Source organism: Xanthocytophaga flava (genome assembly GCF_030068545.1).
In the GTDB taxonomy this organism is placed as follows: Bacteria; Bacteroidota; Bacteroidia; order Cytophagales; family 172606-1; genus Xanthocytophaga; species Xanthocytophaga flava.
In genome coordinates, this window is the sequence record NZ_JASJOR010000011.1 from 238,567 (window position 1) to 261,225 (window position 22,659).

9 protein-coding genes are annotated in these 22,659 nt (G+C 41.3%); 8 read left to right on the plus strand and 1 reads right to left on the minus strand.

Annotated elements, in window-relative coordinates; genetic code table 11:
* Position 1 precedes the first annotated feature (1 nt).
* Positions 2-7,255: an SDR family NAD(P)-dependent oxidoreductase gene (locus QNI15_RS17765; RefSeq protein WP_314032824.1), complete on the minus strand. Its 7,254-nt coding sequence runs from the start codon at positions 7,253-7,255 to the stop codon at positions 2-4.
* An 843-nt stretch (positions 7,256-8,098) separates the two neighbouring features.
* On the opposite strand from QNI15_RS17765, the gene QNI15_RS17770 reads away from it, so the two are divergent.
* From QNI15_RS17770 to QNI15_RS17805, 8 genes are all read left to right on the plus strand, one after another.
* On the plus strand, positions 8,099-8,683 hold the full coding sequence (locus QNI15_RS17770) for an RNA polymerase sigma-70 factor (protein ID WP_314032825.1): 585 nt from the start codon (positions 8,099-8,101) through the stop codon (positions 8,681-8,683).
* Positions 8,684-8,748: 65 nt separating this feature from the next.
* Positions 8,749-9,753 carry a FecR family protein gene (locus tag QNI15_RS17775; RefSeq protein ID WP_314032827.1) on the plus strand — a complete coding sequence of 335 codons (1,005 nt, stop codon included), beginning with the start codon at positions 8,749-8,751 and terminating at the stop codon, positions 9,751-9,753.
* Between the two features lie 119 nt (positions 9,754-9,872).
* Positions 9,873-13,391 carry a TonB-dependent receptor gene (locus tag QNI15_RS17780; protein WP_314032828.1) on the plus strand — a complete coding sequence of 1,173 codons (3,519 nt, stop codon included), beginning with the start codon at positions 9,873-9,875 and terminating at the stop codon, positions 13,389-13,391.
* A gap of 23 nt (positions 13,392-13,414) precedes the next feature.
* Entirely contained in the window at positions 13,415-14,905 is a 1,491-nt protein-coding gene (locus tag QNI15_RS17785) for a RagB/SusD family nutrient uptake outer membrane protein (protein WP_314032830.1), read from the plus strand.
* A 127-nt stretch (positions 14,906-15,032) separates the two neighbouring features.
* Positions 15,033-16,457, plus strand: a complete 1,425-nt coding sequence (locus QNI15_RS17790) for an arylsulfatase (RefSeq protein ID WP_314032832.1) — start codon at positions 15,033-15,035, stop codon at positions 16,455-16,457.
* Positions 16,458-16,567: 110 nt separating this feature from the next.
* Positions 16,568-19,300, plus strand: a complete 2,733-nt coding sequence (locus QNI15_RS17795) for an exo-rhamnogalacturonan lyase family protein (protein WP_314032833.1) — start codon at positions 16,568-16,570, stop codon at positions 19,298-19,300.
* Positions 19,301-19,313: 13 nt separating this feature from the next.
* Entirely contained in the window at positions 19,314-20,012 is a 699-nt protein-coding gene (locus QNI15_RS17800; protein ID WP_313996050.1) for a DUF6250 domain-containing protein, read from the plus strand.
* Between the two features lie 205 nt (positions 20,013-20,217).
* Positions 20,218-22,272 (plus strand): glycogen debranching protein, encoded by a 2,055-nt coding sequence (locus QNI15_RS17805; RefSeq protein WP_314032835.1) that lies wholly within the window; start codon positions 20,218-20,220, stop codon positions 22,270-22,272.
* Positions 22,273-22,659: the final 387 nt, after the last annotated feature.

The window sequence follows — 22,659 nt, forward strand, 5'->3', positions numbered from 1 at the left end:
GTTAGTGTGTCTGTACTGTTGTTTCTTCCAATGCATCTGAGAGGCGTTGGGAAATGAGCTCTTTGTTTCGGCTCAAAAACCAGTGGTCACCTTCCAGTACTTCCATGGTGAACGAACTATTGGTATGCTCTTTCCATTGAGAAACTTCACTTGGATATACTACATCATCTTTGTCTGCGGCAAAGGTTGTAATAGGGAAGTCAAACTTCTCTCCCGGCACATACACATAACTCATAATCATAGCCATGTCTTTGCGCATAACAGGAAGTATCTTACGCAGGAACTCCACATCATCAATATAGGACATTAGGGACAGGAGTCGTTCCTCTGAGTTGGTTAGCACTGCTGTCTCACTAATCACATCCCGATCTTTCCATTTCTTGGTAAGCTGCGGTGCAATCGTTCCGGAGATGAAAAGCTGGATTGGCTTTTTGTTAAACTGTAGTTGCAGGTGTCGAATTAGTTCAAATCCTACCATCCCACCAAAGCTATGTCCAAATACAATAAATGGTTTATCCAGCAACGACTCCATTACAGTTGCCATATCAGCCACTAGTGAAGGTACATCCTGGTAGTGTTCTTCATGTAATCTGTTTTCACGTCCAGGTAACTGGAATGCAAGAACTTCTGCATCAGCAGGTGGATTAAATATGAAGTGACCAAACATGGAAGCGCCTGCACCTACCGGGTGGATACAGAATATGCGATACTTGACATTTTCCTCTTTGACAAGTTTATTGCGTACAAGCCATTGATTGTAAATCTCGATGTCTTCTTCTGCTGCAATTCCTGAGGTATCTGCTGAAACAGCTTCTTCCTGTACAATTTCCTGATTATTGATCTCGGACAACAGTTGAGTGGATAGTTCTACAATGCTTGGACCCTTTGCTATCTTCATTAGCGGGAAGTTGATTTCCAGCTTCTGTTGTATCCAGTTACGCAACTGGTTCAGCATTAGAGAGTCAAGTCCAATTTTGGTAATTGGAATGCCTGTGTCTATTTTTTCAGCTGATACGCCTAGAATATTCGCCAGCGATTCGGATACTTTCTGAGTCAGCAATTCCAGTTGTTCTTCTCCTGAAAGCGTTTTGAGACTATCAACCAGACTGGACGATCCTGAACCACCTGTATTTTTCACTGATTCATTCATCAGGTGGGCAAAGCGGGTATCGTCTTTCAGGTTATAATAGAAGTCTCTGAAACGTTTCCAGTCCAGGTTAGCCAGCATCCGGGTTGGAGGTTGTTGCAAAAGAACGTTTTCCAGTTTGCTGGTGACATCTTTCAGACTAAGCAATGTCCATCCCTGATTAATCAAGGCTTTGATCAACCGTCCACCTTCTTTGGACATACCTGCATAGTCATCCAATACGCCTAAGTTGGCGGCAGATGCTTTTAATCCTATTGACTGCCGATACATAGCCAATCTGTCCAGGAAGTTATTCGCTGAAGAATAGTTCGCTTGTCCAGGGAATCCGAAGATAGCAGAGATAGAAGAGAACATCAGGAAGAAGTCCAATGGCAGCTCTTTGGTTGCTTCATGGAAATTCCATGCTCCATATACCTTTGGTCTGTATACCTTCATGAATATCTCATTGGACATATCCGGAATAGACTGATCATCCAGCATCGCTGCACTATGAACAATACCTTTTAATGGCGGTAGCTCGCTTTGTATGGTTGCTACGATTTTTTGTACAGCCTGATAATCTGTTATATCCGCCTGAAGTAGGGTGACCTTAGTACCAGTTGCCTCAATCTCTTTGATTACCTGACGATCTGTATCTGATTTTGGTCCGCTACGGCTTACCAGTACCAGTGACTTCGCACCTTTGGCGGTTAGCCAGCGGGCAATCTCCAAACCAAATCCACTGGCACCACCTGTAATCAGATAGGTGGCTTCTGCTAACAGTGTCAATGTATTGGCAGCTTGTACATGGATAGATTGATTATCGATATTTACAATAACCTTCTCTATACGTGTTGAATCTTCTACTGATGAAAGTGCTTTTTCCAATTCCTGAATTGAGAACGCTTTCAATGGAGCAGACTGAAGTTGCTTGTTTGCAAACAATGTAACTACTGCATCCATAATCCGATAAACCAACTGAGGTTTAAACTCAATAAGCTGGGTTGCATCCAGTGTATGGAATGAAATATTGTTGTCCAGACGATTCTTTTCCAGAATAGCTTCTTCTGTCGAAGTTGTACTGAGATCAATGAACTTACCAAATGGTGCCAGACTTTTTAATCCTCTGATTAGTCCAATGCCAGCTAGTGAATTCAGTACAACATCCACACCTTTTCCATTTGTCAGTTTTACTACCTTCTGAGAAAAGTCTGTATGCTGATCTGTCAATACATGTTCAATACCTGATTTTTGGAGATGCGTTTTTTGTGTATCATTTGCTGCCAGGACAATTACTTTTGCACCTGTGTTGGTAGCCAGTTGAATGGACGCCAAAGCTACGTCCCAGTCTGTTACCTGAATCAGAACAGCATCTTCCTTACTTAAACGACCAAGTTCGGTGAGTGCATAGTAAGATGTAATATACGCTATAGGTAAACCTGCTGCTTCCTGATAGAGAAGATGGGCGGGTTTCTTAATTACCTGATTGGCCTTCACTGTCAGAGATCCTGCTAGTGTGTGTGTGCCCCAGGCAATTACTTCGTCTCCTTCTTTCAGATGAGTGATTGCACTACCTACCTGACGGACGATACCTGCACATTCAAAGCCCAACTGCTGTCCGGCTTTATCTAGTTTTCCAGTAGCTACCAGCGAGTCTCTTTGGGTAAGTCCGGTTGCAACTACTTCTATCTTTACCTCATCTGCCTGGACAGACTCTTTTACCACATGCTGGAAGATAGTGCTATTCAGATCGCCTGGGCGTTTTACGATAGTCTGGAAAGAGTGTCCATGTGCTACTACTTCCTGAGCTGCATCTTCAGAAGCTTGGGCTTCTGTAACAGGCACCAGTTTTCTGATATACGTTTGCGTATTACGGATTGCTAATTCTGCGAACTTGAATTTCTTTCCGGTAAGTTCTGTATACAGAATGTTACTCTCTTCTTCCGACAGACCTGATTGGATATCAATGACCTTTACGGGTATATACGGATATTCATTGATGAATACACGTGACATACCCATGATAGGAGCCTGTGTGTAGTTAATCACTGTATCCTGTTCTTCTACCTTTTCATTGTTTTGAGTCAGAAATACGACTCCTGTTTTGATGCCTGTTCTATCAATTGTCTGGAACAGATTCATGGTACCACTGATCAATGTGGTTTGCTGTTGCTCAAATAGTTCAGGAGTAATGGTAGTTCCGATCTGATTGTCCAGCGCCCATAGATAGAATAGTTTCTTTACTTTCAGCCCTTTATGGTGAATAGCATCAAAGAGTGCTTGTGTATCCTTTCCATCAAAAGGATTGATGACATAGGATGATGGACTAAGTTCTTTGAATGCAGTACCTTTAGTGACTTCAATAACAGAGAGGTTATCCTGGGCAAGTTTGTCCAAGAGTTTCTGTGAAACACCTTGTGTATCTGCAAATAACAAATAACATTCATCTGAATGAAGACGCTCTAGTTCCAGATTGGTTTCATCTTCCTGAGCGAGAGGTTCCCACTGATATTCATACATACCAGAATAAAGGCTTTCCTGCTGTTCGCCACGTGAACCCTGGATGTATTTACAGGTCAGGCCTTCCATTTCAGCTACCAGTTGTCCTTCTTCATTTAGTATCTGATAATTACCGATCAGAAAATCATCACTGGCTTCCAGTATTTCTACATATGTCCATACATGCTGACCTGGTTTTTCATATACCTTGTATTTCTCAATATGAACAGGCAAATAAATACCTCGTTTGTTGTCTTCTGTATTTTCACGGGCAGCAAAGATGGTATGCAAACAAGCATCTAATAAGGCTGGATGTACATAATATTGTTCTACTCCATAGGTAGTTTGAGAACTCAGACTAATAGCTCCAAGAATTTCATTTCCTTTTACCCACAGTTTTTGTACTCTCCTGAATGTTTCTCCATAGTTAAGGCCAGCAGATTTCAGTTCCACATAAAAGTCAGGAATAGAAATTTTTGTTTCCAGCTTTTCAAGCAAAGGTTTGATTGTAACCGGCTCTTTCCTGACAAAATCATCAAAGTAATTGATTTTACCTCTGGAGTGTCTGATCCAGGCTGTGTTATCCTGATCTGCTTGTTTACTGCAGATATAGTACTCACCTTCCTGATTCAGTATTTCCAATCTGATTTCGGGTTGTTCTCCTTCTTCAGGCAGAAATAGTGCTTTATCAAAGTGAATATCTTCCAAAAAGACAGGATGTTCAGGAAATGATGCTTTTCCGGCAGACAATGCTATCTCCAGGTGACCACTTCCTGGAAATACAATAGCACCATCTACTTTGTGATCAGCGAGATACGTAAATAACTCAGGATTTAGATTCAGATTCCATATCCGGTGATGCAGACTCTTCACAGAGATAACCTCACTAGCCAGGAATGGATGAACAGGTGTTCCCAAACGTGCCTGCTGATGAGTCTTGGTTTCAAACCAGTACCGTTCGTGTTGCCAAGGGTAATGAGGAAGTTTGGTATAGTGAGCCGATGGGAATAATTTTTTCCAGTTAGCTTCATAGCCTTCCATAGTCAAAATACCCAGTGAATTAATCATCGTTTTGGCTTCATCCTCTTTCCGGCGTAAAGAGGGTACTACCAATCCTGCGATACGATGCATTTTCAGGCTGTCTACTACACCAGCAGTAAGAACAGGGTGAGGGGCTATTTCAATGAATGTATCATAGCCATCCTGAATCATGGATTCGATAGCCTGAGTGAAGTATACTGTATCCCGAACATTCTTGTACCAATACTCAGAAACCAGGTGAAGCCCATTTTCCTGAACTCCACTCACAGTTGAATAAAGTGGAATCGTAGTACGGGAAGGCTGAAGATGCTTCAATGCTGCAATCATTTCATCTTTCAGTGGCTCCATATGGTGACTATGGAAAGGTACATTGACTTGCAGGAAGCGATTGAAGATATCTCTTTCTGACAAACTAGCTGCCAGTTGCTCCATTTCGGGAATGTCACCTGCCAGTGCAATCATCTGAGGACCATTAATCGCTGCAATAGCTATTTGGGCTTCCAGTCCTTTGATTTCTTTTTTAACAGAAGGCAAATCCAGTCCTACTGCAAGCATTTTTCCTTTTCCCGTGGCCTGATTCTGATTTCGGCTACGGTGATAAATAACTTCCACTGCTTGTTCCAGTGTTAGTGCACCAGATGCATACGCAGCGGCTACTTCCCCTATCGAGTGACCCACACATCCATCGGCTTCTATGCCCCATGATTTCCATATTTCAGTAAGCCCTATTTGTACAGCCATAATAGCAGGCTGAGCAATACGGGTATCACTCACACGGGAAGTTGCTTCATCCCGACTCATTTCTTCCAGTAATGACCAATCTGCAATTTTAGAGAAGAGTGCATCTATTTTGAGAATAGTATCTCTGAAGACAGAGGATTCCTTAAGTAGTTGTTGACCCATGGCAAACCATTGAGGTCCCTGACCTGAATAAATGAAGGCTATGCGGGGCTTCTTAGACTCTTTTACTATCTGATACGTCATACCCTGACGTGTTTCTCCTTTTACAAACGCCTCAAGGTATTCTGATGCATCTGTTTTGGTGCGGGCTGCAATAGATAGCTTATGTTCAAAAGATGATCTTCTAGTTGCCAGTGAATAGCAGATATCCTGTAGAGATTCTGATGTTCCTTTCAGAAAGGGGATATAGCTGTTAGCTAGATCTTTGAGTGCTTTTTCATTCTTGGCAGAAATAAGGAAGAGATGAGGCATCATTCCGTCTTCAGAAGAAGAAAGATTTTTTGTGGCAGCCGGAATATATTCCTGTAATAAACAATGGGCATTGGTTCCACCTGCACCAAACGAGTTTACACCTGCATATACAACCGGAATATTTTGAGGAATAGTTTCCAGTGTAGTAGGCACTCTCAGTTTATATGTTTCAAAAGGTATTTTTGGATTGGGTTTTTCAAAGTGGAGATTGGCTGGAATCTGTCGGTTTTTTGTGATCAAAGCCAGTTTAATCAAACCTGCTATACCTGCTGCTGCTTCCAGGTGACCCATGTTGGTTTTTACAGAACCGATCACACATTTATTATCGGTGTTCCGGCCTTTGCCAACTACATTTCCAAAGGCTCTGGTTTCTAACGGATCACCTACTGGTGTACCTGTACCATGAGCTTCTACATAGGTAATCTCTGCTGGATTTACACCTGCCCGGTTATAGACAGTTTCCAGTAATTCTGTTTGGGCATCCGGATTAGGTACAGTAAATCCATCTTCTGTATAGCCATCCTGATTCACACCTGTTGCTCGAATCAGAGAATAAATCTGATCTCCATCTTCTAATGCTTTCGATAAAGGTTTTAATAAAATAACCCCACATCCTTCACTTCGTACATATCCATTGGCACGGCTATCAAATGTTTTACAATATCCGTCGGGAGAGAGGAAATTCCCCTTAGACATCAGAATAGATGTTTCTGGTTTGAGAAGGAGGTTTACACCACCGGCAAGTCCCATGGAACTTTCTCCATTCCAGATACTTTGGCAAGCCAGGTGTACTGCTACCAGTGAAGAGGAGCAAGCTGTATTCAAACTTACACTTGGGCCTTTGAGATTGTAAATGTAGGATAAACGATTGGCTACTGATGTAGAAGAAGCTCCCATTGCCACATGTGGGCTGATTTTATCTTTTTGGTAGCCGGAGCTTTGCATGTCCCAGTAATCGGTAGTAAATACACCCATGAAGACACAGGTTCTGGAGCCAGAGAGATCTTCTACTTTCACTCCTGCATCTTCCATTGCCTCATAGGTAATCTCAAGCAGCATTCTCTGTTGTGGATCAATACGTTCAGCTTCTTTGGGGAATATGTTAAAGAAACTGGCGTCAAACTGGTCTATTTCTTTTAAAAAGCCACCTTTTCGGGATTTGATTTTGCCTGCTTTTTGTGTGTCAGGGTCGTAGTAATTATCCAGTTTCCAGCGATTTTCCGGAACGTCGGTGATTGCGTCAAACCCTGCCTGAAGTCTGCTCCAAAAGGAGGCTGGATCTGTTACATTTCCAGGGAACCTACATCCGATGCCAATAATGGCAATAGGTTCAAGATTGTTTTTTTGAGGAGATTCAAATGATAACTGCTCAGGCATAATAGTAGAAGGTTAGGTTTAACAAATTACATGTATGAGGTGGCGTAAGTGTTATTCTACGAAAAAAACATGCACACGGGAGTATATATCACTCCCTGTCGTCTACCAAACTGAATGAGTACCGATGGATGAAATAACTACCTGAAAATTTATGGTTGTAAGAATTGTGGAATGATCGCTTATAAGTGATAAGCTGAAAGAAAAAGTCTGGGGTTAGAGTAAAAACTAGATAAAATGAACAGTGGTTGGGTTATGATAAAGTCTTATGTAAAGTAACAATCAGATAAATCAGAAGTATTGAGAAATACACTATTAGGTATGTAAGTATGTAGAGTTTGTTTCTTATCTACAGATTTTAAATTTATATGATTAGTTGAATCTATGAGAAGATTTATTTCGCTGGAATGCTACTAAGGTAAAGAAATAGTAAATAATTAGTCAATAGAAGAAGTGTATTTTTTTTGTTGTGATTGTGTTTTAAATTACTATTACGATTATTTTTTATTTTTTATTGGAAAAATACTTTTTATAAGAGTAGCTGTACTGTATTTATAGGTGCCTGGGAGCGAATAAATTATAAAGATCTTATTAACAATATGAAAGCTGAGTGGCAGTAACTGGGTTTGCCAGTATAAGGACAGTCAGTTTGAATAAATAGTATAAATTCTATATGCTAAGTACTATACGGAGGCATAGCAACATTTCAAATACTTTGAAGAATATATATACTATATAGTACTTATTGAAGATATATTGGTTTTAACTACACAAGTCTGAATAAATTTGTATATAAAGTCTATTGAACTTGTAGAGTTTAATATATTTGCCGAAAAAACGTACCCAATGCACTCTGAGACAAAAGAACGTTTGACGGATAATCAGCTGCTTGCTTTACTGAGAGAGAGCGATTCTGCTGCACTTGAAGAGTTATATTATAAATATTCCTCAAAGCTATACTCCTTTGCTTATAAGGTGCTTCGGGACAAGGATACCTGTAAAGATATTATTCAGGAGATCTTCTCTCAACTTTGGGTTCGAAGAGATTCTATTCAAATTATTTCTTTGGAATCATATCTATATGCGGCCACTCGTTTTCAGGTGTTTAATGCCATTCGGGAAGGAAAACATCATGACCAGTTATGGGAAGAAATAGAAAACAGGCATTTTAGTAATACCACCGAAGAAAAAGTAAATGAGAAAGAAGCATTACATCTGATAGAATCTGCCTTTGACGCATTGCCTGGCAGGTGTCGGGAAATCTTTAGAATGAGTCGTTTTGAGCAATTATCTACCAAAGAAATAGCCACTATATTAGGCATTGCTCCCAAAACCGTAGAGAATCAGTTAACTATTGCCTTAAAACGTTTACGCCTGGTTTTGCATCATCTTTTCTGCCTCACTTTTGTCATTTTAAGTATTCCCTCATAAAAATTTAAAAAAAATCACAGAGTGCTTTGGGGGTAGAGTGGTCTTTTTTATACATACTCTACAGAATGACTAAAGATACATTTAAACAATTACTGGATAAGTTTCTTGCTGGTAAGACCAATCCTGCAGAAGAACAAGTACTTTTTGAGATTTACGAAGAGTTTCAAAAAGATTCTATACCCTTAGATGTTAATCTCACTCAGGAAGAAAATCAGAAAATAATTAAAGAAATCTTATTCGCAGAGAAAGAGCCAGAATCAAAACCACTTACTTCAACTATTTCTTTCCGGTTACGGATAGCTGCCTCTATAGGACTGTTGCTTGTATGTACACTGGTTGCCTGGATAGGAAGGTCTAAATGGTTAGTTATACTAAATCCTGTACATACTATTACTGTGCTTACAAAACCAGGTGAGAAGAAGAAGGTAAAGTTGCCAGATGGCACATGGGTTTGGTTAAACTCAGGTAGTAGTTTGTCTTATCCGGACGTATTCAGAGATAGTTTGCGGATTGTGAGACTAAGTGGTGAAGCACATTTTGATGTAACACACAAGGCCGATCAACCTTTTATTGTAGAAACAAATCAGCTAAGTGTTCGGGTATTAGGTACTGTTTTTAATGTGAAGGCCTATGCAAAAGATAAAAAAACGGAAACAGCATTAATCAGAGGATCTGTATTGGTAAAGGTTCATGATCTGCCTAACAGAAAAGTTGTATTACATCCTTCTGAGAAACTAGTGTTATATCCAAAAAAGAAGGCGGATACTGGTTCTGATTCAACACTTCAATTGGAAAAAATAAATCATACAGAATCTGCCAATTCGGTAGTAGAAACGGATTGGACACAAAACAGATTGAGTTTTACCAATGAGTCATTTGAACAGATTGCGGCAGATATGGAACGATGGTATGGAGTGAAAATAACCTTTGAAAATGAAGAAATAAAACAATCCCGGTTTACAGGCTCCGTAAGCAGTCGTACCAGTTTGTGGACTGTACTGGAAACATTGAAACTTACCAGACAATTTTCTTACAAAAAAATGAAAGACAATCTAATTCATATCTACTAGATTATAAACCAAAGGGAAATGCTGTGAAACATTTCCCCCTTTGAATTTAAATTTCCGAATCAGGTGTCAATTGGCGTTGGAGCCTGATTCATATTACTCATTTAAATTGTTGTAAATGTATGAAAAAAAGGCCAAAGCTTCGAGGTCATGGAATTGCTATGCCCCGTATTTTGGGAATTGTAAAACTGTCAATTGTTTTTGCACTACTTATTTTGTTGCCTGTATCGGCCAAGGTATATTCTCAGAATACGCACATTAGTCTGAAATTAAGTAATGTAACACTGGCTAATGCATTGAAAGCATTGGAAGAAAAGACAGGATACCAGTTTTTCTATAACAATAATCTTTTTCCTGCCTCACAGAAAATAACTCTTGATGTACAGGATGCTTCTTTGGCAGAGATTCTGGGCATCTTATTACAGAATACTTCCTTTACCTATAAAGAGGTCGATAACCACATCATTGCCTTTGTGAAGAATCCAGCAGTAGCTATACAGATCAAAGGTGTGGTTATTGATGATAAAAGCAATCCACTACCTGGAGTAAGTGTAGTATTAAAAGGTACTACTACAGGCACAGTTACAGGTGCAGATGGGAGTTATTCACTTAACCTGCCTGACGAAGGTGGCACACTGGTTTTTTCGTTTGTAGGATATCTGACCGAAGAAATTGTAGTGAGTAAAAACCAGTCAATTAATGTGACACTCCTTCCGGATGTAACCGCTCTCAATGAAATTGTAGTGGTTGGATATGGAAGCCAGAAAAGAACAGAAATTACAGGTGCCGTGGCTACTTTTGATGCCCGTAGTATTGAAGAAAAGCCTATTGCCCGTGTAGAACAGGCACTAATAGGTCAAATGCCTGGTGTACAGGTGCGACAGCAAACAGGAATGCCTGGGGGTGGCTTGAGTATACTGGTGCGAGGCTCAGGCTCTGTTACAGCTGGAACAGAACCACTGTATGTAATTGATGGCTTTCCGCTGGATGTCGTGAGTCAGAACTCCAATGGTAGTTTTAGTGGAAATCCCTTGACAAACCTAAACCCTAATGATATTGAGAGTATTCAGGTACTGAAAGATGCAGCGGCTGGTGCTATCTATGGGTCAAGGGCTGCCAATGGTGTTGTAATTATTACAACAAAAAAGGGGCAATCTGGAAAAATGAAGATAGGAATTAATGTCAATACAGGTGTAAGTCAGGTAGCTAAAAAACAGGATTTGCTTAGTCCCTCTGAATGGGTTGAAATGGCTACTGAGGTAGCGAATACAAACTGGGTAAGATCTGGTTCTGGCCGGACTGCTGATCAAACGAATGAAGAACGCAGAACTATTCTGGGGCTGGCTCCTGGTGCTGTTAATACATCGTATATGACTGACGATCGTTGGGCACAACCAGGCCATCCGGGACTTATGTATGTAGACTGGCAGGATGAAGTATACCGTAAAGCGTTATTTCAAAACTATGAAGTATCTGCCAGTGGTGGCACAGACAACGTTAAATATTTCATATCGGGCAATTATCTGAATCAGCAAGGTACGCTGATCAACTCTGATTATAAAAACTATGGATTGCGGGCCAATGTAGAAGCCAATGCCAGCAAACGTCTTAAGTTTGGAATCAATATTGCACCTACCTATTCGATCAATAATACTCCAGATGCAGAGGGGAAAGATAATTATCTGATGAAGATGTTTCAGTTGACACCTGTGGTAGAGGAAAGTGCCGGATTAAACTCAGGAGCTTTTGAAAATACAACCTATACATGGGCTACTACCAAAATTTTAAGTCCTGTAGCCTATTTTAACAATACCATAGGTCGTTCAAAAACTACACGTTTGCTTGGGTCATTGTATGGAGAATTACAGATTTTACCAGGTTTGGTAGCCAAATCAACCATAAACTTTGATGAAGCCAACCAATATACCAAGAAGTTTATTCCGGATTATGTGGTAGCAGGAGTTTTATCTGAACGGATTACTAATCCTGGGAAAAACTCTTCTGGTTCGTATAGTGGATTCAAAAAGCAGAACTTTGTTAACGAGAATACATTGAGTTATTCGAAAGTGCTAGCTCAGGATCATAGCATCTCTGCTGTAGCAGGGGTCTCCTATAGTTCTGTGCATTATGAGGCTTTTAGTATCAGTACTGCTGGTGGATTTGCCAACAATCTGGTCACTACCTTAAACAATGCCATTGCCAATTCTTCTGGTGTAACATTAACGGGAAGTACCAGTGAGAGTAACAGTACATTGTTTTCGTATTATGGCAGGGTTCAGTACAACTACAAAGAGAAATACCTGTTGTCTGCTACACTTCGCCGTGATGCATCCTCCCGGTTTGGTGAACAGAGCCGCTGGGGTACTTTTCCATCCGCTTCTATCGGATGGCGTATTTCTCAGGAGCCCTTCTTACAGAATATACACTTTATTGATGATTTGAAACTGAGAGTAAGCTGGGGAAAATCAGGTAACAATAACATCGGTAACTATAGTGCGATTCCTACTCTGTCAAGCTCTAATTACAGTTTTGGTGGTAATGCCGGCACAGTAGCTAACGGACAAGTAGTATCGGGATTGGCTAACCCGTTGTTGAAATGGGAAACGTCCAATACCTATAATGCGGGGTTTGATATGAGTGTGTTTAAAGGACGCATCAGTATGAATTTTGATGTGTATCGCAAAAAGAACACAGATCTGTTACTGAACCTGCCTGTACTAGCAGCTAGTGGATTTAATTCCAGTTTGCAAAATATAGGCGCCGTTGTGAATAAAGGATTGGAGATTGGACTCAATACTGTAAACGTTGTTTATGGCGATTTTCAGTGGTCTACCAATGGCAATATCGCATTTAATAGCAATAAAGTTGTAGAGTTAGGTAACGACGATTCTCCTATTTATATCTCGTCTGCTTATAGTGGCAGCAACCCTCCATTTCTGCTTCAGAAAGGTGTACCTATCTTCAGTTACTACATCACCAAGACACAGGGAATACTTACTCAGGCTGATATAGATGATCCTTCAGTTGCCAAACTGAGTAAACAAACCGTAGGAGATGCTAAATATTATGATTACAATAAAGATGGTGTAATTGATGCGGATGATCGTGTTATTGGTGGACAGCCTACTCCTAAATATACATGGGGATTGACGAATACATTTAAGTACAAAGACTTCGATCTGAGCGTACAGGTATATGGGCAACATGGTGGTTCTATCCTGTCTTATCTGGGTCGGGCTATTGATTTTTCAGGTAGCACAACTGCCAATACACTAGGTATATGGCGAGATCGGTGGACAACCGAAAATCAGAATTATGATGCACCAAGAGGAAAATCTGCTTCTTCCTATACAGTACCTTATGTGACTTCTGACTGGATCTACTCTACGGATTTCTGGAGAATTCAGAACATTACACTAGGCTATAATCTAAAAGGAATTGTAAAATTCAAAGGTATATCTGCTGCCCGTGTGTATGCCTCTCTTCAAAACTGGTTTGGGCATGACAAATACAAAGGTGGAGTAAATCCGGAAGCCCAGAATACGAACGTTAGCGGTAACAGCAGTTATGCATTGCCAGGAGATTATGGTGCAATGCCACTGAGTAAAACAGCTTCTATTGGAGTAAACCTATCTTTCTAATATTTGATCTAATGTTGATTTTTATGAAAAAAATACCATACATCTTTTTGTTTGCTTTGATTCTGGGATTGTGCAGCTGTGAAAACGAACTGGATCAGATTCCTGTTTCAAGCATTACTACAGGCAATTTTTATAGCAATACCAATGATTTTACCCAGGCTGTCAATGGTGCCTATTCACAATTAAAAGCATATCCCAATCAGTCATTGTGGCTAAGCGAAATGCGTAGTGATAATATAGCAGCTGTATCAGATGGAAACAGAGACTGGCAGGGGGTGAATGATTTTTCGCCCAATCTTACTACCACCGGATTCATTGTCAATGCCTGGAGCAATATGTTTAATGGCATATACAATTCCAACACTGTTCTGGATGCACTGGAAACGAAAGGTGGAAATATATCTGATGAGTCCCTGCGTATCCGATTTGGTGCAGAGTGTCGTTTCTTACGTGCTTTCTATTATTTTCAGCTGGTGCGTTTGTATGGTAAACTGCCTATTCTCAATAAGGCAATGACTGCTACAGAAGTCGCGGGTGTGCCCCGTAGCTCGGTAACAGAGGTATATGATTTTATCATTGAAGATCTGGAATATGCAGCTACTAATTTGCCAGCTTCCTATAATGCTGCAAATGTCGGACGGGCTACTTCCTACGCGGCCAAAGGTATATTGGGGTTGGTATACCTGACTCGTTCGGGACCAACCTATGGCATTGAGGGACCAGGACTGGATAGTAATGAGTATGACAAAGCTCTGGCACTGTTTAATGAAATCATCACCAGCAATCAGTTTGCATTTCTTTCTGACTATGCGTCTATTTTCTCATATACCAATGAAAACAACAAAGAAGTAATCTTTGATGTACAGTTTATCAGTAGTTCCAATGGTGCTGGCTTTCCAAGTCAGCTGGTACCTGTGGCTTACTGGACTAGCCTGGGTATTTCCAATACCTATGGCAATGGATATGGGGCAAGTAACTTTAACGTATCTGATAATTTACGTGCTTCATATGAAAGCAGTGAAGGGGAAGGTTCAGATGTTCGGGAAGATTTTACGATTCAGCTTTCTTACTCAAATCCGTTTGTAAAGAAATATATTGATCTGTCGAAGAAGGGGACTAGTGGAACAGATTGGCCTGTTAATTTTATAGTGCTTCGGTATACAGACGTACTGCTGATGAAAGCTGAATGTATTTTGCATGGGACAACGGGTACACAGGAAGACGTAGATGCTATCGTAAATCAGGTAAGAGCCAGAGCAGGAATTGCACCTGTCAGCAATGTAACTCTTGAAGTACTGATGGAAGAACGCAGACGCGAATTTTTGGGAGAGGGACTTCGCTGGAATGATCTGGTACGTTCCGGTCAGGTTATTACAACTATGAATGCATGGAGAGAAAGTGATGATCTGTTAACTATTAGCGAAGTAGTGCCTAATTATGTTATTTATCCTATACCTGCCGCTGAGATTCTGGCAAAACCAGGATTATATACTCAGAATCCAGGTTATTATTGATGTATAAAAGGATAATAAATTTATCTGCATATCTGATCCCTGAACCAAGATTCTATCAGACCAGATATATTTTACCAGTCAGAGACAATCTTTCTGACTGGTATTTTCTGTTTTAACCCTTATGCATATGAAACCTACAATCATTCAGCCTATAGGAATCTGCCTTATCCTGTTTTTCTCTTTATCCTGTAAGGTAAGCCCTGTAAAACAACAAGCTGCCCGACAGCCCAATATCATTTTTCTGCTGGCAGATGACCTTGGTTATGGTAATCTGACATGCTATAACTCCAGGAGCCCTGTCCCTACTCCGAATATAGACCAACTGGCACGTGAGGGAACTCGTTTTACACGGTTTTATTCAGGTAGTACCGTTTGTGCACCTTCCAGGGCTTCTCTGATGACAGGGTTGCATATGGGGCATTCGTATATTCGGGGCAATACCCGTTTGCCACTACGTTCACAGGATACTACATTGGCTCAACGACTACAAAATCATGGGTATGTAACTGGAATGTTTGGAAAGTGGGGATTGGGTGAAGAAGGAACTTCTGGGTCACCGGAAATCAAAGGCTTTGATGAATCTGTTGGATATCTCAATCAGCGACATGCTCATAATTACTACACAGATTATCTGTTTGAAGTGAAAAATGGAAAGATCCAAAAGATCCAAATTGACTCTACCCAATATAGTCATGACCTGATTATACAGCGGGCGTATTCTTTTATTCGTTCACACAAAGATCAGCCTTTCTTTTTGTATCTCCCTGTCACTATTCCGCATGCCGAACTATTTCCGCCTGCCAGTGATCTAAAAGCTTTCCAGAATGCAGATGGGAGCAGCAAGTTCGCCCCAGAAACACCCTACAATCAGAATGGAGGTTCGTATCGTAGTCAGCCTCAGCCTCATGCTGCCTTTGCTGCTATGCTTACCAAACTGGATGGCAATGTGGGTGAACTGCAACGATTAGTGAAAGAACTCGGTCTGGACAACAATACATACATCTTCTTCACCAGTGACAATGGACCTCATAAGGAAGGTGGCGCAGATCCGGAATACTTTAACAGCAGTGGACCTTTACGCGGTATTAAACGTGACTTGTATGAAGGAGGTATTCGTGTGCCTATGATTGTGAAAATGCCAGGCAAAGTTCCTGCCGGACGGGTGAGTGAGCAACCCTGGGCATTCTGGGATATCTTGCCAACATTTGCTGAACTAACAAACTTTTCAGTACCTGCTTCTGTTGATGGACTTTCTTTCGTCAATGAGCTGACAGGTAAAGGCCCTCAAAAACCACACGAATATCTCTTCTGGCAATTTAATGAAGGTTATCTGCAACAGGCTGTGGTGCAGGGTGACTGGAAGCTAATTCGTTTCAAACGAAAAGGGCAATCTGAAACACTCGAATTGTATAACCTGAAAAACGACATTCACGAAAACAACAATCTGGCTTCTGCTTATCCGGATAAAGTAAAAAGTTTGTATGGATTAATAAAACAATCTGTTACGCCTGCTGAGCATTCGGAGTTTGACTGGTCTGCGGTAGAACAATAACATTGTTTTTATCTGAGGAAAGTAAAATCATCTTTTGGTAAAAAGGGATAGGTATTGGCTTTTGTTATCGGATGGTTTTCCCTTACTACCTATTTTGTCTCTTACACATAATGTATAATTTATCAGAATCACGACGCGGATTTTTGAAAAAATCAGCTCTGCTTGTTTCATCTTATCCGTTTAGAAATACACTTTCTGATTCGTTAACTTTTGCGCCTTCCAATGGTGTAAATCCTGTTGAACTCAAATGGCTGGCACCCTTTAAAGCTGGGATTGCATCTGGAGTCACCTGTGGCGTCTGCTGGCCTCAGGGGAAGGTAAAGAAGGGAAGTGATTTTATTGCTATTGATGAAAAACAGCAGGGTCTACCTGTGCAAAGCAGGCCTTTAGCCTATTGGCCAGATGGCTCACTAAAGTGGACTGCTCATACTCTTACTACAGATAGTATTACTGCAAAACAGATCTTTGTTAAACCTGGAAAATCCAAAAACCTTGACAAAAAAGTTCTGGTGACAGAAACGAGTGATACTATTCAGGTAGATACAGGAACGATCCGTTGTTCCATTGCCAGGTCCGGATCTGTGCTGATTCGATCCATTGTACGGCAGGAACGTGAAATTGTAAAAGATGGCAAGCTTATATTACTACTGCAAGATCAACCTGACTCAGAGGAGAGTCTGGTAATTCGGAGAGAAAATTTTCAAGGGACTATTGCCTGTGTACATATTGAACAGGCTGGCCCTCTCAGGTCAGTAATTAAATTCACCGGGATTCATCAGTCTGCTTCCGGACAAAAACAGATTCCGTTTGTTGTACGTTTGTATTTTCATCATAATAGTGAAGCGATTCGGGTAATGCATACACTTATCTATGATGGAGAAGAAAGCCAGCACTTTATCAAAGGAATAGGTATTTCTTTTGGTGTAACACTTAAAGATGAGTTATACAACCGCCACATTCGGTTTGTGAATAGCGAACATGAGGGTGTCTTTGCTGAAGCTGTGCAGGGGCTTACCGGATTAAGACGCGATCCAGGCAAAGCAATCACAGATGCACAGCTGAATGGAAAATCTGTGGAACCAAACTTTCCAAAAGAAGTAGGAACACGGTTGCAGTACATCCCAGCTTTTGGAGATTATACCTTGTCACAGGGAGAATACAATGCTTTTTCTATTCGTAAACGAACTTCTGCCAAACACAGCTGGATTACTGCCGGACATGGACAAAAAGCAATAGGACTTGCTTATCTGGGTACTTCTTCTGGCGGCTTAGCTGCGGGTATCCGAAATTTCTGGCAGAGCTATCCTGCCCAACTGGATGTTCGTGATGCCAATACAGAGACGGGTAGATTAACCCTGTGGTTCTGGGCTCCGGATGCGCCCGCTATGGATCTGCGGTTTTATCATGATGGCATGGAACAGGATACGTTTGCAAAGCAACGAGAAGGGCTGGAAATTACGTACGAAGATTATGAGCCTGGATTTGGAACTGCCAAAGGTGTGGCTCGTACCAGTGAAGTAATGCTATGGGTAGTAGAGGCAACTCCTTCACGGGAGACATTGCTGGAAATGGCTGATACACTACAAAATCCTCCCTTACTGGTATGTGATCCCGGATATCTGGAACAACTAAAGGTATTTGGTGGCAACTGGAGTAGGGCCGATGTTTCTGTCCCCGCAAAAGCTGCTCTTGAAAAACAACTGGACTATTACTTTAATTATTATGTGCATCAGGTAGAGCAACATCAGTGGTATGGTTTCTGGAATTATGGCGATTTTATGCATACCTACGATCCGGACCGGCATACCTGGCGATACGATGTAGGCGGATTTGCATGGGATAACTCTGAACTGTCTACAGATTTATGGCTCTGGTACTACTTTCTGCATACTGGTCGGGCAGATGTTTTTCGTGTAGCGGAAGCCATGACCCGACACACAGGAGAAGTAGATGTACACCACCTCGGGCCTTTCGCTCCGCTGGGTTCCCGACACAATGTGATGCATTGGGGATGCAGTGCCAAACAACTTCGTATCAGTACCGCTGCAAACCGGCGGATGTATTATTATCTGACAGGTGATGAACGGGTGGGCGATCTACTTACAGAACAAGTAGAAGCAGCACGTACACTTGCCAAAATCATTCCTGGCCGTAAGTTACCACAGGGAGAAGATGTCAATCCAACACCCCATCCATTGGATAGTGTGCCTGTAGGTTTTGGCACAGACTGGGGAGCAATAGCAGCAGCTTGGCTCACTCAATGGGAACGTACTGGTGATCCTGGTATACGGAAAAGACTACTTACTAGTATGCGTGCCATCGCTGCTCAGCCCAAAGGTTTCTTTACAGGAAGTAGCTGGCTCAATGTTTCGACTGGGGAGTTTACTATTTCTCAGGATAAAGACATTAGTGTATCTCATTTAAGTGCCGTATTTGGGTTAACAGAAATCTGTGAGGAGTTAGTAGCCTTGGTCAACGAGCCTGCTTTTACAAAGGCCTGGCTGCAATATTGTCGCCTATACAACGCTTCTGAAGAAGAGCAGAAATCCGAATTGGGACAAAGTGCTTCCAAGTTGAATCTGCAACAGGGACATTCCCGACTGACAGCCTTTGCTGCTAGCCACACTCAGGATAAAACACTGGCAGCACGTGCCTGGAAAGAATTTTATGCAGGAAAAGCAGGTATTGTTTTGGGTAAAGGAAAACTAGTAACCATAAAAGGATCTCAGGTATTAAATCCAGTAGAGGAAGATCGTACTATTTCAACCAATGCAGTAGCACAATGGGGCTTGGCAGCTATGCAGTGTCTGGCCTATGTGGGACAATATATTCCGGAAAATTAAATCTGTTTGTACTATGCAAATAAATAAGGTAGTTGGTCTGTCGCTTATCTTGTTGTTAGTTGGGGTGGGAGTTCAAAAGCTACAGGCACAACGAAAAGAAAAGAAACGATTAGTGTTTTCAGATGATTTTGAGCGGAAATTAGATACAACCCACTGGGTTGCCGAGATCGAGCCATTGCCTGGTTCAACGGTTTCCGTTCAGAATGGATACCTGGACCTGAATACCAAAGGAGGCGTAACTGTATGGCTAAATAAAAAACTGAAAGGGAATTATATGATTGAGTATACACGTAAAGTTGTACTCAATGGAGAACCTAACGACCGTGTTTCGGACCTGAATCAGTTTTGGATGGCTACAGATCCTAAGAATCCTCAACTCTTTACAAGAAATGGAAAGTTTGAGGCTTACGATAGTTTGTCATTGTATTATGTTGGGATGGGAGGGAATACCAACACTACTACCCGATTTCGTAAATACAATGATGGAGAGCGCACATTGGTACAGGAGTATCTGGATGCTGAACACTTATTGAAGCCAGGAATTGACTATCATATCCGAATCATTGTAAAGGGTAATCAAATCAGTTTCTGGGTTAATGACCAATGCTATTTTTTATATAACGATCCGAATCCCTTAAAGGAAGGTTATTTTGGTTTCCGCTCCACTTGGTCACATCAACAGATTAGCCAGATACGAATTTACCAGTTATAAATTTAGTCAGATAAATACAGGTTTGTCTTGGAATTTATGATGTAAAGTTAAATATTTGGAAATCAGTATATAATGATCTTTTTTGATATTTTTTTGAAAGAGAAGCGAAGGACATATGTTCTTTTGTTGTGCATAATTCTTTCGCTTTTCTGTTTTGTGATCAGCTTATTTAACTGATATTGTTTACTCTCATCCGTCAGTATCCATGCAAACAGACTGGACTTTGATCGAAGGCTCACCTATTCCATTAGGTGTCAGCTATAACCCCATTGTAAAAGCCTATAACGTGGCATTGTATTCCAATCATGCCGCTAAAGTAAGTTTGTTACTATATGCAGAAGGGGAGTATGAATTGCCCAAATATACCATTGTGCTTAACCCATTGATCAATAAATCACAGCGGGTATGGCATTGTTATCTCAAAGAATCAGAAATTCAGGGTGCTGCCTATTATGCGTTTCAGGTAGATGGTCCTGTTAACATAGAAGAACCCTACTGGCACGCCTTCAATCCTAAAAAAATATTACTGGACCCCTATACAAAGGCTATCTTCTTTCCTCCTGGATTTAACCGGTTGGCAGCTTGCGATGGATTATCCAATGCTGGAAAGGCAGCCTTGGGGTGTTTACGATCGTTAAAAGATGCAGCCGCTCCTTTTGACTGGCAGAATGATACACCCGTCCGTCATACAGATAACCTGATCATCTATGAAATGCATGTGAGGGGATTTACACGTCGTGCAAATGCAGAGGTACCAGTTGGACAGGAGGGAACCTTTGCAGGAGTTGTTGCCAAAATCTCTTATCTGAAAGAGCTGGGGATTACAGCTGTTGAACTTATGCCCGTGTTTCAGTTTGATCCTCAGGAGAATAATTATTGGGGATATATGCCACTTGGATTCTTTATGCCCCATCTGGCCTATTCTTCAGACAAAACACCGGGTGGAGCGATGCGAGAGTTTAAAACTATGGTTCGCGAACTCCACAAAGCAGGTATTGAGGTGATTCTGGATGTGGTGTTTAACCATACAGTAGAAGGAGGCAAGGGTGGGCCTGTATATCATTTCAAAGGGATTGATAACAGTACTTATTATCTGTTGAAACATGATCCTGCCAATCCTTATCTGAATTATAGTGGTACTGGCAATACGTTACGCACAGATCATCCGGCTACGCAGCAGTTCATTATGGATTGCCTGCGTTACTGGGTCACCGAAATGCATGTAGACGGCTTTCGTTTTGATTTGGCTTCGGTGTTTTCGCGTACTTCCGATGGTAGGGTAGGAGATACTCCTATCTTTGCTCAACTGGCAGCGGATCCGGTATTGTCCTCTGTACGAATGATTGCCGAACCCTGGGATGCCGTGGATGTATATCAACTGGGAAGGGCTTTTCCTGGAGTTACCTGGTTACAATGGAATGGCAAGTTTCGGGATGATGTCCGGCAGTTTGTTAAAAGTGATGCCGGGTTTGTAGGTGCATTGATTCAGCGCCTATATGGAAGCGACGATTTATTCCCTGGAGATGCTTTTCATGCCTATCATTCCTACCAGAGTGTAAATTATATCAATTCGCATGACGGATTTACCTTGTATGATACAGTTGCCTACAATTCGAAACATAATCAAGCCAATGGACATAACAATACCGATGGCCATGAGCCGAATCTAAGCTGGAATTGTGGTATAGAAGGTGATATGGGTGTGTCAGAGGCCGTGATGCAGTTACGGCAACGGCAGGCGAAGAATTTCTTTACTCTTCTCATGTTATCCAACGGAACACCTATGTTTGTGGCTGGGGATGAATTTTTGCATACCCAGAATGGAAACAATAATGCCTATAATCAGGACAATGAAACCAGCTGGTTAAACTGGAATCGCCTTGATCAGTTTTCAGGATTCCATCAGTTTATTGTAGCGTTAATTCGTTTCCGCAAAGAACAGGATGGCATCAGTCGAAGCCGTTTCTGGCGAAATGATGTGAGATGGTATGGCGTAAATGGCCAACCTGACTTTCAACCCTCTTCCCGTAGTCTGGCATTTAGTCTCAAACTTTCATCTGGCAAGACATTGTATGTAATGATCAATGCTTACTGGGAAGGTCTACCCTTTGTGATTCAGGAGCCCGGCCCCTGGTCACGTATTATCAACACCTATCTGGCTTCAGGAGAAGATATCCTCAAAGAAGGAACTGAAACTATCACCCATTCAGACTATTGGGTAGGTGAACGATCTATAGTAGTTCTGCTAAGTAATCATTGAAAAAAAGGAAATTAGAAATGCAGTCCAAAAGAGTAAAGAAAAACAAAAGAGTTATAAAGAGAGGATCGCCACCTTTAAACGCGAAAGGTTATAGCTGTGTGTAGGGAATCTTTCTGCCACAATGAAAGTCGCTTGTCGTGTCCCATATCTTTCATGGAAATGAGGTCTGTAAATAAAGAAAAGCTTCCTCCCTGTCCTTCTGTAAGAATCTTGTGACAAATAGTGCCACGTTTGTTTTCTGAGAAAAATAATTATCTCCAATCGAAAGGTCGCCGGTCTTGTCACGAGATTCTTCCAGAAGGACAATAAAGGGTAGAAAACAGGAAAAAGTTGAGAGGACAGAGAAAAATGATTTTTTCCTAGAATATTTAGAGATGAAAGAGATCT